Here is a 12422-nt window from a genome sequence, read left to right on the forward strand (position 1 = left end):
GCTTGCCGCCCCCTGCGGGGCCGCCTAGCGCGGCGGAGATGAATGCGCGCGGCACACAGCAACACGACAGGACGGGGCTCGCCGCAGCTTTCTGCGCCTATCTCATCTGGGGTTTCCTGCCGCTCTACCTGATCCTGGTGAAGAGTGTGCCCGCATTTGAGTTCGTCGGCTGGCGAATCATCTGGACGCTGCCGCTGTGCTTGGTGATCGTGGCCGCCCGCAAGCAGGGCGCCGCGCTACGCGAAGCGATAAGCAATTGGCGAACGATGGCGTGGCTCGCGATCAGCGCGACTTTGATCGCGGTCAACTGGGTCGTCTACGTCTGGGCGATCCAGGCGGGCGAGGTCTATGCCGCAAGCCTCGGCTACTACATCAATCCGCTGGTCAACGTGCTGCTCGGCACGATGCTGCTCGGCGAGAAGCTGACCCGGCCACAATGGGCGGCGGTAGGGATCGCCGCAGTAGGCGTTTCGCTGCTCGCGGCAGGAGCGCTCACGACGCTGTGGATCAGCCTGACACTGGCGCTGAGCTTCGGCACCTATGGCCTCATCCGCAAGCAGGTGGAGATCGGTTCGGTCCCCGGGCTGACGATCGAATCGGCGTTGCTGTTGCTGCCCTCGGCAGGTGTCGTCTGGTACTTCGCGCAGACGCAGGGCTCATCCTTCGCGGTCTCGACCGAGCTAAGCCTGGCGATCATGGCAGGCGGCGCGCTGACTGCCTTCCCGCTGCTGTGCTTCGCCATCGCCGCACGCAAGCTGCCCTATTCGACGCTCGGCTTCATCCAGTTCCTCGCGCCGAGCATCGTCTTCCTCCTCGGCCTGACGGTTTTCGACAAACCGCTCCACCCGGCGGAAATCGCCTGCTTCACCTGCATCTGGCTGGCCGCGGCGATCTTCGTATGGGACCTCGTTGCGCGGTCTAGGAAGCCAGCCGCCATTTGAGCGTCTCGCCCGCGTGGAAGGGCACGATCGGTGCCTCGCCCCCGTCGACTTCGGCCGGCACCACCACCGGGGCCTTCTCGAGGGTGATCCGCTCCTCGTTGGGCGCCAGGCCATAGAAGGCCGGGCCGTTGAGGCTGGCGAAGGCCTCGAAATGCTCGATCGCGCCTTCTTCCTCGAAGACCTGGAGGTAGCTTTCCAGCGCGAAGGGCGCGTTGAATATCCCGGCGCAGCCGCAATCGCTTTCCTTGGTGTGGCGATGATGCGGCGCGCTGTCGGTGCCGAGGAAATACTTGGGCGAACCGCTGGTCGCCGCGCCGCGCAGCGCCAGGCGGTGCTGTTCGCGCTTGGCGACGGGCAGGCAATACATATGCGGACGGATGCCGCCGACGAGAATGTCGTTGCGGTTGATGTGGAGGTGCTGCGGCGTGATCGTTGCGGCGACGTTGGCACCGGCGCTTTCGACGAAGCCGACCGCCTGCATGGTGGTGATATGCTCGAAGATGACGCGCAGGGTCGGCAGGCGATCGACCAGCGGCTGCAGGACGCGGTCGATGAACACCGCCTCGCGGTCGAAGATGTCGATGTCGGGTGTGGTGACCTCGCCATGGACGCAGAGCGGCATGCCGATCTCGGCCATGCGCTCGAGCACGCCCATGATATTGGCAATGTCGGTCACGCCCTGCGCCGAATTGGTCGTGGCACCGGCGGGATAGAGCTTGGCCGCGGTCAGCACGCCGTCGGCATGGCCCGCGGCCAGATCGTCGGCATTGCTCTCGTCGGTGAGGTAGGCGGTCATCAGCGGGGTGAATTCAAGCCCCTCGGGTACCGCCTCTGCAATGCGCTCCCTATAGGCCGCGGCGAGCGCGCTGGTGGTTACCGGCGGGGCAAGGTTGGGCATCACGATCGCGCGGGCGAACTGGCGCGCTGTATGCGACACCACGGCGCGCATCGTTGCGCCATCGCGGAAGTGCAGGTGCCAGTCGTCGGGGCGGCGGATTGTCAGCGATTCGACCATGCGGTTGCCTATGGCGGCAGGCGGCCTATCTGTCACCCATGACCGCCACCCGCCTGACCAGTCGCGCCGTGATCCGCCTCTCGCCCTCCGACGAGGAGGAGGATGTCGTAGACTTCCTCCAGGGTCTCGTGACCAATGACGTGGCGGGCACCCTTCCCGCCTATGCCGGCCTTCTGACGCCCCAGGGCAAGACGCTGTTCGATTTCATCGTCTGGCCCGGCAAGCCCGGCGAACTCCTGCTCGATTGCGAAGCCGATGCGGCGGAGGATCTGGTCAAGCGCCTCTCGCTCTACCGGCTGCGCCGCAAGATCGCGATCACGGTCGATCCGGCGGTCGCGGTCCACTGGCAACCCGCGATGGGCGATGGCGGCGCGGCGGATCCGCGACTGGGATCGCTCGGCCAGCGCTGGCTCGCACCGGCAGCCGAGGGCGAAGAATCAGCGGACGAGGCGTGGCAGGCGCACCGGCTCGCCCTGGGCGTGCCCGAGGGCCGCGCCGAACTGGGCGACATCCTGTGGCTCGAGACCAACGCAGTCGAACTCCAGGGCGTGAGCTTTTCCAAGGGCTGCTATGTTGGCCAGGAAAACACCGCGCGGATGAACTGGCGCAGCAAGATCAACCGAAGGCTGGTGGTGGTCCCGCTCGACGAATCGGACGAAAAACGCCGCAAGGCGGAATATCCGGCGCTCGGTCTGGCGGTCGACCACCTGCGGGTCGAGTCCATCGATCAGGAGCGTGCCCCGGCCTGGCTGCGCGCTACGCTCAGCCCTTCGGAAGCCTGACTTCGATCGAACGCGTCAGCATGCGCTCGGCCCGGTCGCGCGCGGCGGTTTCGGGCAGGCCGAGCGAGCGCGACAGCGCCCCGCCAATCAGCGCATCGCCCATGGCCATCAGCACCAGCGCCAGCGTCTCTTCGTGTACCTGCGTGGGCGCGGCGCCATGCGCGGCCTCTTCGGGGGCGATCTCGTCGACCAGCTGGTGGATGGTCTCCACGATCGGCGTCAACGCATCTTCGTTGCCGGTGAGGATCATCCAGCTGGCGAGCGCCCCGGCCCCTTCCTTGTCGAAGGCGTCGAAGGCGAGATCGACCACCTCGCGCGGCGATCCCAGCCCGGCCCTGCTCGCCCGGACGGCATCGATGATCGTGTCGCACACCGTCTTGGCAAGATGGCCGGCGAGTTCCTTCTGCAGCCCGGCGGCCGAGCCGAAATGATGCAGCAGATTCGCGTGGGTACGCCCGATACGCGCCGCGACGGCCTTCAGCGTGACCGATTGAGGGCCGGTTTCGATCAGCAGCGCGCGCGCCGCTTCGAGCGCGGCAAGGCGGGATTCTTCGGGAGAAAGTCGTTTGCGTGTCGCCATTGGCGCCGGGTTAACCCATCTCCGGCAGGGTGGGAAGCCGTCTCGACGTGTTATTGACAACAATGTAAGTAAGCGCTACTTACACTCTTGTCAGTCAATTCCCGGAGTATTCCGATGAACGCCCCCGTCACGATCGATACCGATACGCGCCGCTCGGCACCGACCCCGGCCGATCTCACCATCACCGTGCGCGACGGGCGCTTCAACCGCACCAGCAGCCCGCGTCGCTGGTGGGCGGGCGAGCCCTTCGGCACCGCCTGGCACAATGCGCTGTCGGCCACTTTCCCGCGCGGCGAGGCCTTTTTCATCGAGGCGGTCAAGGCCCACCGTGAAGGCGCCGATCCCAAGCTCGAGGCAGAAATCCGCGCCTTTGTGAAGCAGGAAATCAACCACACGCGCGAACATATCGCCTTCAACCGTCTCGCCGAAGACGCCGGTTACGACATCAAGGCGATCGACGCCCGCGTCGCCGAACTGCTGGCCCTGACCAAGGACCGCCCGGCCATCGCCAACCTCGCGGTCACCATGGCGCTTGAACACTACACCGCGATGATGGCCGCCGAATTCCTTGCCAATCCGAAGCATTTCGCGAATGCCGACAAGGAAGTGCGCGACATGTGGCGCTGGCACTCGGCGGAAGAGATCGAACACAAGGGCGTCGCCTTCGACACCTGGAACCACGCGACCAGGGACTGGACCGGCTGGCGCCGCTGGAAGGTCCGCAGCCTCGTGATGCTCACCGTCACGGCGCGCTTCTTCAAGAACCGCTGGATCGATTCGCTCAACCTGCTCGAGCAGGACGGGATCACCGGCTGGAAGGCCAAGTGGGGTCTGTTCAAGTACCTCACTGTCACGCCCGGCATTGTGCGCCGCATCTTCCCGGCGTGGCTGGCCTATTTCAAGCCCGGCTTCCACCCGTGGGATCATGACGACCGCGAGCTGATCAAGCTCTACGAAGGCGACTTCGCGGATGCCCTGATGCCTGCCGAATGATCGGTCTCCCCGGGAAAGCCGGGTCGGCAGGCCAATAGCGCCGATGGACCGAGACCCGCGCCTTCGCAGGGAATCCGTAAGCAAAAAGGCCCCGCAAGCGCAGTGCTTGCGAGGCCTTTTTGCGTTCAGGCCGCCATCGGTGGGGCTACCGATTGGTCCGCGCCCAGCTCGAGCTGATAGAGCGCGCAATCGACGTCCTCGCCGCGCCCGCAGCTGTGCCGCTTGGCAACCTTGCCCGTGGGCCGGAAGCCGAGCTTGCGCAGCACGCGGCCCGAGGCCGGATTGTCGAGGAAATGCCCCGCCTCGAGCCGCTCGTAACCGAGCAGGCGCGCGATCTCGATCAGGCCCCTGCCCGCTTCGGTGGCATAGCTCTTCCCCCAGTAGGGACGCGCGATCCAGTAGCCGAGTTCGATACCCGTCTCGGTCTCGCCGAAGCCGATCGAGCCGATGATCGTCGAACCTTGCTCGCCCGGCAGCGTAATGAGGAAGTTCGGGACGCGCTGTTCGCGGGTCATCGCGACGAATTCACGCGCATGTTTGGGGAGATAGGGCCACGGCGCACGCGCGAGGTTGCGTACGACGCCTTCGTCGGCAATGCCGCCGAACAGCGCGTCTGCATCTTCGGGCCAGGCAGGCCGCAGCAGCAGCCTTTCGGTAACATGGAACATCGGTAATCTCCCCTTCGATCCACGCTCCGGGCTCCTAGGCCGGACGCGTGACAATTGCGTGATGGCGAAAGAAAATGTCGCCGCGAATTTTGAAGAGGGAGAAACGACAAGAGGGAGACGGGCTGGTCCCATCTCCCTCTTCGGTTGCCGGATCATGGACCCGGCTGGGACCGTCCCGTTTGGACGATCCCGTTATCGGAGCGTCCGGTTATTCGGCGGCTTCGGCCATCATGTCGACCGAGACGAATTTGCGGTCGAGCTTGCCCTTGTGGAAGCGCACAATACCGTCGGTAAGGGCGAACAGCGTGTGGTCCTTGCCCATGCCGACATTGGCACCCGGGTAGAACTTGGTGCCGCGCTGGCGCACGATGATGTTGCCGGCGACGACGTTCTCGCTGCCGAACTTCTTCACGCCAAGGCGACGACCGGCCGAATCACGACCGTTACGCGACGAACCGCCTGCTTTCTTATGTGCCATCGTCCGCGCTCCTTACTTCTTGGCTTCGGTCTTCTTGGCAGCAGCCTTCTTCGGTGCAGCCTTCTTGGCGGGAGCCTTCTTCTCCGCGGCTTCGGCCTTCGGAGCGGCTTCCTTCTTCGGCGCGGCCTTCTTGGCCGAACCGGTGCCGACATCGGTGATGCGCAGCAGGGTCATCTGCTGGCGATGACCGTTCTTGCGGCGATAGTTGTGACGGCGACGCTTCTTGAAGACGACCACCTTCTCGCTCTTCGCCTGCGCGATGATCTCGGCCGACACAGTCACCTTGCCGGCGTCCGAAAGCGTGTCGCCTTCGCCTGCGAGCAGGACGTCGCCCAGCGTGATGGTGTCGCCGGCTTCGCCTGCCAGCTTCTCGACCGCGATCTTGTCTCCGGCGGCAACCCGGTATTGCTTGCCGCCCGTGCGCACTACTGCGAACATGGTGGTTATCTCTCGTTCAAATTGCTGTGCCCTCACCCACAAGACGAATTCTTGCAAATGCACGGCGCGCCCGTCAGGCCGCCAGCGGCAGCCCCGGAAAGAAGCGTGCCGTTAGGCGAAAGGAGGGGCCAAGTCAACGCTTGCCGCGAGGAATTTTGCATCCTCGCTGGCGCCCGGCGATGCGCGTGATATGGAGAAGCCGATGAACTTCCGCAAGCTTCCCGTTCTCCCGCTCACCGCAATCCTGCTTGCCGGGTGTGCCACCACCGCCGCCGAGCGCTATCCTTCGCTCGCCACGCGCGACGTCGAGCGCGCCGAGGGGACCTTCGAGCCGGTCGAGACGGCTAAACTCGAGGTCCCACCGGTCGAAGTGGACCAGGGCACGAATCTCGCCGAGCGGCTCGACGCACTCGTCGCCCAGGCGCGCGAGGCGCATGCCGGGTTCCTCGCTGCCGTCCCCGCCGCCGAACGACGTGTCAGGGCAGCCTCGGGCAGCAGCGTGGGGAGTGACAGTTGGGCGGTTGCGCAGGTCGCGCTCGCCGATCTCGATTCGGCGCGTAGCACCGCAGCCATCGCGCTGGGCGATCTCGACATCCTGTTTACCGCCGCGACTGTCCAGGCGGAAGATGCCGCCGCCATCGTTACGGCACGCGACAGCGTGATCGCGCTGGTAGCGGAAGAGGACGCCGTGCTCGAAAGGCTCCGCGCGCAGGTCCGCTGACCCGCCCTGCAATGCGAAACGCGGAGCCGGTTGCCCGACCCCGCGCCTCTCCCCATCCGGAAGTCTTCAGACGAATGCGGCGATCGTCACCGCGACAATTCCCCAGCAGAAGATCAGCACCGGCAGGATCAGCACCTGAACCGCGGCGTCACGTGCACTGACACGACCGGTATGCGTGGCGATCCCGCCGCTGGCCAGCTTGCTCCAGCTCTTGGCGCGGCCGCGATGCTGCGGCTGCATCCGCGTCCAGATCGTCGGCAGAGCGAATCCGGCGAGGATGACGAAGGCGAAGATGGCCATCGGAAGGATCAGCCCGGGCGTCGACAGGCCCGCCGCCATCACCGCAAGGAAGCCGAGATAGAGCCCCACGGTCGCGACATAGAGGCCCTTGGGCAGTTCGAAGCTGCGATCGGTCTCGTGCGAGACCACGGGCGTTTCGACGATGGTACCCTGTTCGGCGACCAGCTCGCGGGTGAAGTGCTTGACCATGGTGTGCTCCTTTTCCGGAGCCTTGATGCGCCTCCTGCGGCGGGGATTCCTTGATCGAGATCAAGAATTATCGATTATTTCCATCGCGCCAGGTCGGTCCGGTCTGCATCGCGCGGTTCCACCCAGTGCCAGCCGTCCCCCCGCTTCTCGCGCTTCCACAGCCATGCCGCGGATTTGAGATGATCCATCAGGTAATCGGCGGCCTCGAAGGCGCAGCGGCGGTGGCGCGCGGCAGCGGCCACCAGCACGATCGCCTCGCCCGGTACCATCACCCCCACGCGGTGCCAGACGAGCGCTCCCTCCAGTTCGAACCGCGTGTATGCGGTGCGCGCCAGATCCTGCATTCCGGGGAGCGTCAGCGGTTCGTAATGCGTCAGTTCGAGCGCGCGTACACTGTTATCGGGGCGCACCTTGCCGAGGAAGGAAACTATGCCGCCCGCCTGTTTGTGCGCCGCGTTGAAGGCGGCCAGCGCCTCGCCTACCGACAGCCCCCTGTCGAGCAAGCGCACGTCGAGCGGGGTCGAAAGCGCGAGCCTAGCCACCGCTGACCGGAGGCAAGAGAGCAATTTCGTCGCCATCGCGCGCATTGAGCCGGGTCTTGTCGGTCAGCACCCGACCGCCGCACGCGACATGGACGCGGGGTTCGCGCAACTGCTCGGCGACTTCGGGGGCGACTGCCGCAAGCAGTCCTGTCCAGTCGAGCGGGGCGGGCAGCTCACGTTCCGGCTCCCCCGCGAGATCGCGAAGAGGTCCGAGGAAGAGGATCCGAACGCCCATGGCTCAGGTCTCCAGATACTGGCCGGTGATGGCGGGGGCTCGGGCCAGATAGGTCTCGGTCGCATCAATTGCAGCGCCCTCGCCCGCGACCATGTTGATCCGCCGCGGCGCATGTTTGCGAGCGAGCCCGGCGACGATGGCGCGCCGCCATTCGCGATGGGTATGGTCTGCGGTGGGCACGACCAGCATTACCTCTTCCCCCTTGCCGACCGCATCCTCGACATGCGCCAGCCAGTGCTGGTGAAAGACGCCCGCGGCGGCGAGCGGGTCGTCGGGCAGGCCCTCGACCGAAATGCGTTTCATTCGCGCCGCTCGCGGTGGAGCGTGATACCGATCTTCTCGCCCGCTTCGGCGATCGCGAGCTTGACGATCTTGACCGTCACCGCCTCGACGCGCTTGTCCTGCAGGAACAGCGTTTCGCAGACATGGTCGGCAACAGCTTCGATGAGCTTGAAATGCACGCCTTCGGGCAGCGCCTCGGAGGCGGCGAATTTCAGATCCATATAGTTCTTCGAATGATCGAGCGAAGTCTCGGGATCGTAGCGATGCAGCGGCTTCATCCGCGCCTGGATAGTGAAGCGCAGCGGCTGCGGGCGCCCGGTTTCTTCCGAATAGATGCCGGTGAGCACATCGTGCTCGAATTCGGCCACTTCGAGGATCAGCGAATCGTTCATCGCGTTGCCCTAGCGCGGATTGGACCAGCGCGCGAAGATCGCGGTAGGCAGCAAGCGACCGGCCCGTTCACCCTGAGCCTGTCGAAGGGCGTCTTCCTGCACCGCCAGATCGCCATATTCGATCTTGCCCGGAAGGCCTTCGAAGACTTCCTCGAGCAGCCCGCCGAGCGCGAGGCTGCTCATCCGCACGGCATAGACGGTGAGGAAGAGGAAGCGGCTGTTTTCGTCGAGCAGCCGGCGGCAATCGGAAACGAGACCGGGCAGCCCCTCCTCGAGCCGCCAGACCTCGCCGTCGGGACCGCGGCCGAACTTGGGCGGATCGAGAATGATCCCGTCATAGCGACGCCCGCGGCGCACCTCGCGCGCGGTGTATTTCATCGCGTCCTCGACCAGCCAACGGATCGGACGGTTGGCCAGTCCCGCGAGCTCGGCATTGGCGCGCGCCTGCGCGACCGATTTCTTGCTCGCGTCGACATGGGTGACACGCCCGAAGCGGCTTAGCGCCTGCGTACCGACGCCGGTATAGCCGAACAGGTTCATCGTCTCGGCATCGGTCGCATCGCCGAGTTGCGCGCCCATCCACTCCCACACCGGGGCCATGTCGGGGAAAAAGCCGAGGTGGCGGAAGGGGGTGCACTGCGCGGTGAAGCGCGCTTCGCCGCCCCAACCAAGTTCCCAGCCATCCTTGGGCACTGGCTTGGCGTATTGCCAGCGCCCGCCGCCATCCTCGTCGCTGCCGGGGACGAATTCGCCATGCGCATCCCACGCCTCTAGCCGCGGCGACCACATCGCCTGCGGCTCGGGACGGATGAAGCGAAAGGGGCCATAGGCCTCGAACTTGCGGCCATGGCCGCTGTCGAGCAGGCGATAGGCATCCCAGCCCTCGCCGACCATCAGCACGGGTTCGCGGACGAGTTCGGCCATCAGGAGGCATGCCCCAGGATATGCTCGCGCACCGCCTCGTAGGTTCCGGGCAGCTCGGTATAGGCTTCCTCCCGCGCGAAGAGGTCGCCGACGCGCGCGGGCAGCGTGGGCCGTGTCCCCGTCGCGCGTTCGACCGCATCGGGAAACTTGGCGGGATGCGCGGTCGCCAGCGTGACCACCGCGACATCGGCGGGCAGTTCGGCCTGCCGCGCGGCGTGGAGACCGATCGCGGTATGCGGGTCGATCGTTTCGCCGCAGGTTTCATAGGCCCAGCGGATCGCCTGCGCGGTCTCGGCCTCGTCGGCGCGCGCGCTGGAAAAAAGCACCGCTGCTCCCTCGCGCTGCGCGTTGGTGAGCTGCATCGCGCGGCTTTGCTCGAACTCGCGCATCTGCTCGGCCAGCGCAGCCCCGTCGCGCCCACCGACATCGAACAGCAGGCGCTCAAAGTTCGAGCTAACTTGAATATCCATGCTGGGCGCGGCGGTGGGGGTCACGCTGCCGGTCGAATAGTCGCCGCTCGACAGCGCGCGGTGGAGGATGTCGTTGATATTGGTGGCCACGATCAGCCGTTCGATCGGCAATCCCATGCGCGCCGCGACATGGCCGGCGAAGACATCGCCGAAATTGCCCGTCGGCACGCTGAAGGCCAGCTTGCGCTCGGGCCCGCCCAGCTGCAGCGAGGCGGCGAAATAATAGACCACCTGCGCCATCAGCCGCGCCCAGTTGATCGAATTGACCGCTCCGATGCGGTGCTTGGCGATCACGCTCTCGTCGGCAAAGATGCGCTTCACCATCGCCTGCGCATCGTCGAAACTGCCCTCGATCGCGATGTTGTGGACATTGGGCGCGCGCACAGTGGTCATCTGGCGACGCTGGACATCGCTCACCCGCCCCTTGGGGTGGAGCATGAATATCTCGACCCGGTCGAGACCCGCCACCGCATCGATCGCCGCGCTTCCGGTATCGCCGCTGGTCGCCCCGACGATCGTCAGCGTGCCGTCCTCGCGCGCGAGGAATTCCTCGAACAGCAGGCCGAGCAATTGCAATGCGACATCCTTGAAGGCGAGCGTCGGCCCGTGGAACAATTCGAGCAGCCACTGCCGTTCAGTCAATTGTACCAGCGGTGTGACCGCCTTGTGGGCGAAGCGGGCATAGGCTTTGGCGGTCAGTTCGCGCAGCTTTTCGGGCGCCAGGCAGTCGCCGACGAAAGGCTGCATCACGCGCGCGGCGAGCTCGGGATAGGGCAGTCCGCGCATCGCGGCGATCTCGTCGATCGAGAATTGCGGCCATTCCTCGGGGACATAGAGGCCGCCGTCGCTGGCGAGTCCGGCAAGCGTGACGCCGGCGAAATCGAGCGCCGGCGCGCTACCGCGGGTGGAGACGTATTTCATGCCGGAAAGCGGTTAGCGAGGCACAGAGCACCGGGCAAGCAAGCCGGCCTAGTCGGTGGTTTGCTTTTCCTTGTCCTCGACCGCTTCGAGGTCCCGCTTGAGGCGCGAAAGCCCCTGCACCGCCTGCGCTGCATGGGGCCCAATCCAGCGTTCATGTATGTCGTGGATCGGCATGGCGTCGAGATGGTTGAAGCGCTCGCGTCCTTTGCGCACCGGGACCACCAGCCCCGCCTCCTCAAGAACCCGCAAGTGCATCATCACCGTGGTCCGATCGAGATTGGGAAACTCCGCACATAGCTGCTTGGTGGTCAGAGGGCGCAGCTTCAGCGCATCGCAGATCGACCGGCGAACTGGGTTGGCCAGCGCCTTAAAGATCGCGTCAAGATCGCCTTCGTTTGACATGTTATGTTTTTATAACATATTTGAACGCGACTCAAGAGGAGGTTTGGCGATGGAAATCAAATTCAGAGTGGCCGGACGGATCGCGAAGCCCGTGGCCGAGGTGTTCGAAGCGGTCGCGGATCCGAAGAAGCTGTCGAACTATTTCACGACCGGCGGTGCCCAGGGCCGGATAGAGGAAGGCGCCACGCTCACTTGGGATTTCCACGACTTCCCCGGCGCCTTTCCCGTGGAAGTGATTGAGGTCGTGCCGAACGAAAAGATCGTCCTCGAATGGGGTGCGCACGAGGGCGACAGCGGCGAGATCGGCGCCAAGGGTGTCGAAACCGACTACCGGACCACCGTCACCATGCTGTTCAAACCCACCGACGACGGGCGGACACTGGTGGAAATCGTCGAGGAGGGCTGGCGCGAGACGCCCGGCGGGCTGCGCGGGTCCTATATGAATTGCGAAGGATGGACCGGCATGCTCTGCGCGCTCAAGATGTGGATCGAACACGGCATCAATCTGCGCGAGGGATTCTACAAGTAGTCCGCTCCCGTTGAACGAGGATTTCGCCGGCGCCGCAGCGCGAGAATGTAGATCACCAGCGCGGTCAGTGCGAAGAAGAACCATTGGCCGGCATAGGCGAGGTGATTGTTGGGCAGGTCGCGCGGATCGGGCAGCGCGAGCGGCTCGAGCCCGGCCACCGGATCGGTCGCGACGATCCGGCCACCCGGCGCGATGATGCCGCGGACCTGGCCCCCACTCCAGGTGATCGGTGCGGGGTCACGCGAAAACCCCAAGTCGATCGTGGCCGCTCCTCCATCGGCAAGCGCGCAGGAGACGCGCTGGGCGACCCCCTTCTCTCCCCGCCTGCTCGTGCCAGCCACGGTGGTCGCCCCACTGGCGGAAAGGCAGGTCACCGAGGTGCGGCGGTACAGCGCGTCCTCGCGCCGGTCTGGATCGCGCGGATAGTCGATCTCGGTCGGGATCGTCAGCGCCTGTTCGGCATGCGCGATCAAGGCTTCCTTTTCGCCCTTGCGGTCCAGTTGCCAAAAGCCGAGCGCGATCATCGTCGCGATGGCGAAGGCAACGATGGCAGTCGGAACCACGGGAACGCGCATGATCGATCAACCCTGCTGCAAACCGAGAAGGGCAGCCTCGGCATA

Annotated in this window: 19 protein-coding genes; 5 read left to right on the forward strand and 14 right to left on the reverse strand. The window is 65.3% G+C overall.

What is annotated here, in order from left to right:
* The first annotated feature begins 38 nt into the window (after positions 1–38).
* Complete coding sequence (gene rarD / locus ACEQZ0_RS05275; protein ID WP_370189077.1) at positions 39–941, forward strand: EamA family transporter RarD; 903 nt, start codon at positions 39–41, stop codon at positions 939–941.
* Here the strand turns inward: rarD and pyrC are convergent.
* The gene (gene pyrC / locus ACEQZ0_RS05280) at positions 919–1956 is read right to left on the reverse strand and encodes a dihydroorotase (RefSeq protein ID WP_370189937.1); all 1038 of its coding nucleotides are present in this window, start codon (positions 1954–1956) and stop codon (positions 919–921) included. The genes rarD and pyrC overlap by 23 nt on opposite strands.
* Before the next feature lie 38 nt (positions 1957–1994).
* On the opposite strand from pyrC, the gene ACEQZ0_RS05285 reads away from it, so the two are divergent.
* Entirely contained in the window at positions 1995–2738 is a 744-nt protein-coding gene (locus ACEQZ0_RS05285) for a folate-binding protein YgfZ (RefSeq protein WP_370189079.1), read from the forward strand.
* Here the strand turns inward: ACEQZ0_RS05285 and ACEQZ0_RS05290 are convergent.
* Positions 2719–3318 (reverse strand): TetR/AcrR family transcriptional regulator, encoded by a 600-nt coding sequence (locus ACEQZ0_RS05290; protein WP_370189081.1) that lies wholly within the window; start codon positions 3316–3318, stop codon positions 2719–2721. The two genes, ACEQZ0_RS05285 and ACEQZ0_RS05290, sit on opposite strands and share 20 nt — an antisense overlap.
* A 114-nt stretch (positions 3319–3432) precedes the next feature.
* On the opposite strand from ACEQZ0_RS05290, the gene ACEQZ0_RS05295 reads away from it, so the two are divergent.
* Positions 3433–4311, forward strand: coding sequence for a metal-dependent hydrolase (locus ACEQZ0_RS05295; RefSeq protein ID WP_370189083.1), 879 nt, complete (start codon positions 3433–3435; stop codon positions 4309–4311).
* Between the two features lie 125 nt (positions 4312–4436).
* Here ACEQZ0_RS05295 and ACEQZ0_RS05300 read toward each other — a convergent pair whose 3' ends face one another.
* The 3 genes from ACEQZ0_RS05300 to rplU all read right to left on the reverse strand — a co-directional run bounded on the left by ACEQZ0_RS05300 (position 4437) and on the right by rplU (position 5895).
* Positions 4437–4979 carry a GNAT family N-acetyltransferase gene (locus tag ACEQZ0_RS05300; RefSeq protein ID WP_370189085.1) on the reverse strand — a complete coding sequence of 181 codons (543 nt, stop codon included), beginning with the start codon at positions 4977–4979 and terminating at the stop codon, positions 4437–4439.
* Between the two features lie 208 nt (positions 4980–5187).
* Positions 5188–5457, reverse strand: coding sequence for a 50S ribosomal protein L27 (gene rpmA, locus ACEQZ0_RS05305; protein ID WP_221558324.1), 270 nt, complete (start codon positions 5455–5457; stop codon positions 5188–5190).
* Positions 5458–5469: 12 nt separating this feature from the next.
* The gene (gene rplU / locus ACEQZ0_RS05310; protein ID WP_370189086.1) at positions 5470–5895 is read right to left on the reverse strand and encodes a 50S ribosomal protein L21; all 426 of its coding nucleotides are present in this window, start codon (positions 5893–5895) and stop codon (positions 5470–5472) included.
* Positions 5896–6097: 202 nt separating this feature from the next.
* Here rplU and ACEQZ0_RS05315 point away from each other — a divergent pair, with 202 nt between their 5' ends.
* Positions 6098–6616, forward strand: coding sequence for a hypothetical protein (locus tag ACEQZ0_RS05315; RefSeq protein WP_370189088.1), 519 nt, complete (start codon positions 6098–6100; stop codon positions 6614–6616).
* Between the two features lie 66 nt (positions 6617–6682).
* Here the strand turns inward: ACEQZ0_RS05315 and ACEQZ0_RS05320 are convergent, their stop codons facing one another.
* The 8 genes from ACEQZ0_RS05320 to ACEQZ0_RS05355 form a co-directional block, all read right to left on the reverse strand.
* Positions 6683–7105 carry a hypothetical protein gene (locus ACEQZ0_RS05320; RefSeq protein WP_370189090.1) on the reverse strand — a complete coding sequence of 141 codons (423 nt, stop codon included), beginning with the start codon at positions 7103–7105 and terminating at the stop codon, positions 6683–6685.
* A gap of 74 nt (positions 7106–7179) precedes the next feature.
* Positions 7180–7647: a molybdenum cofactor biosynthesis protein MoaE gene (locus tag ACEQZ0_RS05325; RefSeq protein WP_370189092.1), complete on the reverse strand. Its 468-nt coding sequence runs from the start codon at positions 7645–7647 to the stop codon at positions 7180–7182.
* A complete protein-coding gene (locus ACEQZ0_RS05330; RefSeq protein WP_370189094.1) occupies positions 7640–7882 on the reverse strand; it encodes a MoaD/ThiS family protein in 243 nt (80 codons plus the stop codon). The genes ACEQZ0_RS05325 and ACEQZ0_RS05330 overlap by 8 nt, the downstream gene beginning before the upstream one ends.
* A gap of 3 nt (positions 7883–7885) precedes the next feature.
* The gene (locus tag ACEQZ0_RS05335) at positions 7886–8185 is read right to left on the reverse strand and encodes a Rossmann fold domain-containing protein (RefSeq protein WP_370189096.1); all 300 of its coding nucleotides are present in this window, start codon (positions 8183–8185) and stop codon (positions 7886–7888) included.
* Positions 8182–8556 carry a dihydroneopterin aldolase gene (locus ACEQZ0_RS05340; protein WP_370189098.1) on the reverse strand — a complete coding sequence of 125 codons (375 nt, stop codon included), beginning with the start codon at positions 8554–8556 and terminating at the stop codon, positions 8182–8184. The genes ACEQZ0_RS05335 and ACEQZ0_RS05340 overlap by 4 nt, the downstream gene beginning before the upstream one ends.
* A gap of 9 nt (positions 8557–8565) precedes the next feature.
* Positions 8566–9480, reverse strand: coding sequence for a class I SAM-dependent methyltransferase (locus tag ACEQZ0_RS05345; RefSeq protein ID WP_370189100.1), 915 nt, complete (start codon positions 9478–9480; stop codon positions 8566–8568).
* Complete coding sequence (gene thrC / locus ACEQZ0_RS05350) at positions 9480–10871, reverse strand: threonine synthase (protein WP_370189102.1); 1392 nt, start codon at positions 10869–10871, stop codon at positions 9480–9482. The genes ACEQZ0_RS05345 and thrC overlap by 1 nt, the downstream gene beginning before the upstream one ends.
* A gap of 48 nt (positions 10872–10919) precedes the next feature.
* Positions 10920–11273 (reverse strand): ArsR/SmtB family transcription factor, encoded by a 354-nt coding sequence (locus ACEQZ0_RS05355; protein WP_370189104.1) that lies wholly within the window; start codon positions 11271–11273, stop codon positions 10920–10922.
* Positions 11274–11322: 49 nt separating this feature from the next.
* On the opposite strand from ACEQZ0_RS05355, the gene ACEQZ0_RS05360 reads away from it, so the two are divergent.
* A complete protein-coding gene (locus ACEQZ0_RS05360; RefSeq protein ID WP_370189107.1) occupies positions 11323–11802 on the forward strand; it encodes an SRPBCC family protein in 480 nt (159 codons plus the stop codon).
* On the opposite strand, the gene ACEQZ0_RS05365 is transcribed toward ACEQZ0_RS05360, so the two are convergent.
* Entirely contained in the window at positions 11793–12377 is a 585-nt protein-coding gene (locus ACEQZ0_RS05365) for an SURF1 family cytochrome oxidase biogenesis protein (protein WP_370189109.1), read from the reverse strand. The two genes, ACEQZ0_RS05360 and ACEQZ0_RS05365, sit on opposite strands and share 10 nt — an antisense overlap.
* Positions 12378–12422: the final 45 nt, after the last annotated feature.

It is taken from the genome of Qipengyuania sp., assembly GCF_964227205.1.
Taxonomy (GTDB): Bacteria; Pseudomonadota; Alphaproteobacteria; order Sphingomonadales; family Sphingomonadaceae; genus Qipengyuania.

What these genes read in the sequence shown, in the direction of transcription:
- ACEQZ0_RS05290 (WP_370189081.1), bottom strand. Translation starts at nt 3,318, where the DNA reads ATGGCGACACGCAAACGACTTTCTCCCGAAGAATCCCGCCTTGCCGCG.
- ACEQZ0_RS05300 (WP_370189085.1), bottom strand. Translation starts at nt 4,979, where the DNA reads ATGTTCCATGTTACCGAAAGGCTGCTGCTGCGGCCTGCCTGGCCCGAA.
- ACEQZ0_RS05285 (WP_370189079.1), top strand. Translation starts at nt 1,995, where the DNA reads ATGACCGCCACCCGCCTGACCAGTCGCGCCGTGATCCGCCTCTCGCCC.
- ACEQZ0_RS05315 (WP_370189088.1), top strand. Translation starts at nt 6,098, where the DNA reads ATGAACTTCCGCAAGCTTCCCGTTCTCCCGCTCACCGCAATCCTGCTT.
- ACEQZ0_RS05340 (WP_370189098.1), bottom strand. Translation starts at nt 8,556, where the DNA reads ATGAACGATTCGCTGATCCTCGAAGTGGCCGAATTCGAGCACGATGTG.
- ACEQZ0_RS05345 (WP_370189100.1), bottom strand. Translation starts at nt 9,480, where the DNA reads ATGGCCGAACTCGTCCGCGAACCCGTGCTGATGGTCGGCGAGGGCTGG.
- ACEQZ0_RS05365 (WP_370189109.1), bottom strand. Translation starts at nt 12,377, where the DNA reads ATGCGCGTTCCCGTGGTTCCGACTGCCATCGTTGCCTTCGCCATCGCG.
- rpmA (WP_221558324.1), bottom strand. Translation starts at nt 5,457, where the DNA reads ATGGCACATAAGAAAGCAGGCGGTTCGTCGCGTAACGGTCGTGATTCG.
- ACEQZ0_RS05360 (WP_370189107.1), top strand. Translation starts at nt 11,323, where the DNA reads ATGGAAATCAAATTCAGAGTGGCCGGACGGATCGCGAAGCCCGTGGCC.
- thrC (WP_370189102.1), bottom strand. Translation starts at nt 10,871, where the DNA reads ATGAAATACGTCTCCACCCGCGGTAGCGCGCCGGCGCTCGATTTCGCC.
- ACEQZ0_RS05335 (WP_370189096.1), bottom strand. Translation starts at nt 8,185, where the DNA reads ATGAAACGCATTTCGGTCGAGGGCCTGCCCGACGACCCGCTCGCCGCC.
- rarD (WP_370189077.1), top strand. Translation starts at nt 39, where the DNA reads ATGAATGCGCGCGGCACACAGCAACACGACAGGACGGGGCTCGCCGCA.
- pyrC (WP_370189937.1), bottom strand. Translation starts at nt 1,956, where the DNA reads ATGGTCGAATCGCTGACAATCCGCCGCCCCGACGACTGGCACCTGCAC.
- ACEQZ0_RS05330 (WP_370189094.1), bottom strand. Translation starts at nt 7,882, where the DNA reads ATGGGCGTTCGGATCCTCTTCCTCGGACCTCTTCGCGATCTCGCGGGG.
- ACEQZ0_RS05355 (WP_370189104.1), bottom strand. Translation starts at nt 11,273, where the DNA reads ATGTCAAACGAAGGCGATCTTGACGCGATCTTTAAGGCGCTGGCCAAC.
- rplU (WP_370189086.1), bottom strand. Translation starts at nt 5,895, where the DNA reads ATGTTCGCAGTAGTGCGCACGGGCGGCAAGCAATACCGGGTTGCCGCC.
- ACEQZ0_RS05295 (WP_370189083.1), top strand. Translation starts at nt 3,433, where the DNA reads ATGAACGCCCCCGTCACGATCGATACCGATACGCGCCGCTCGGCACCG.
- ACEQZ0_RS05320 (WP_370189090.1), bottom strand. Translation starts at nt 7,105, where the DNA reads ATGGTCAAGCACTTCACCCGCGAGCTGGTCGCCGAACAGGGTACCATC.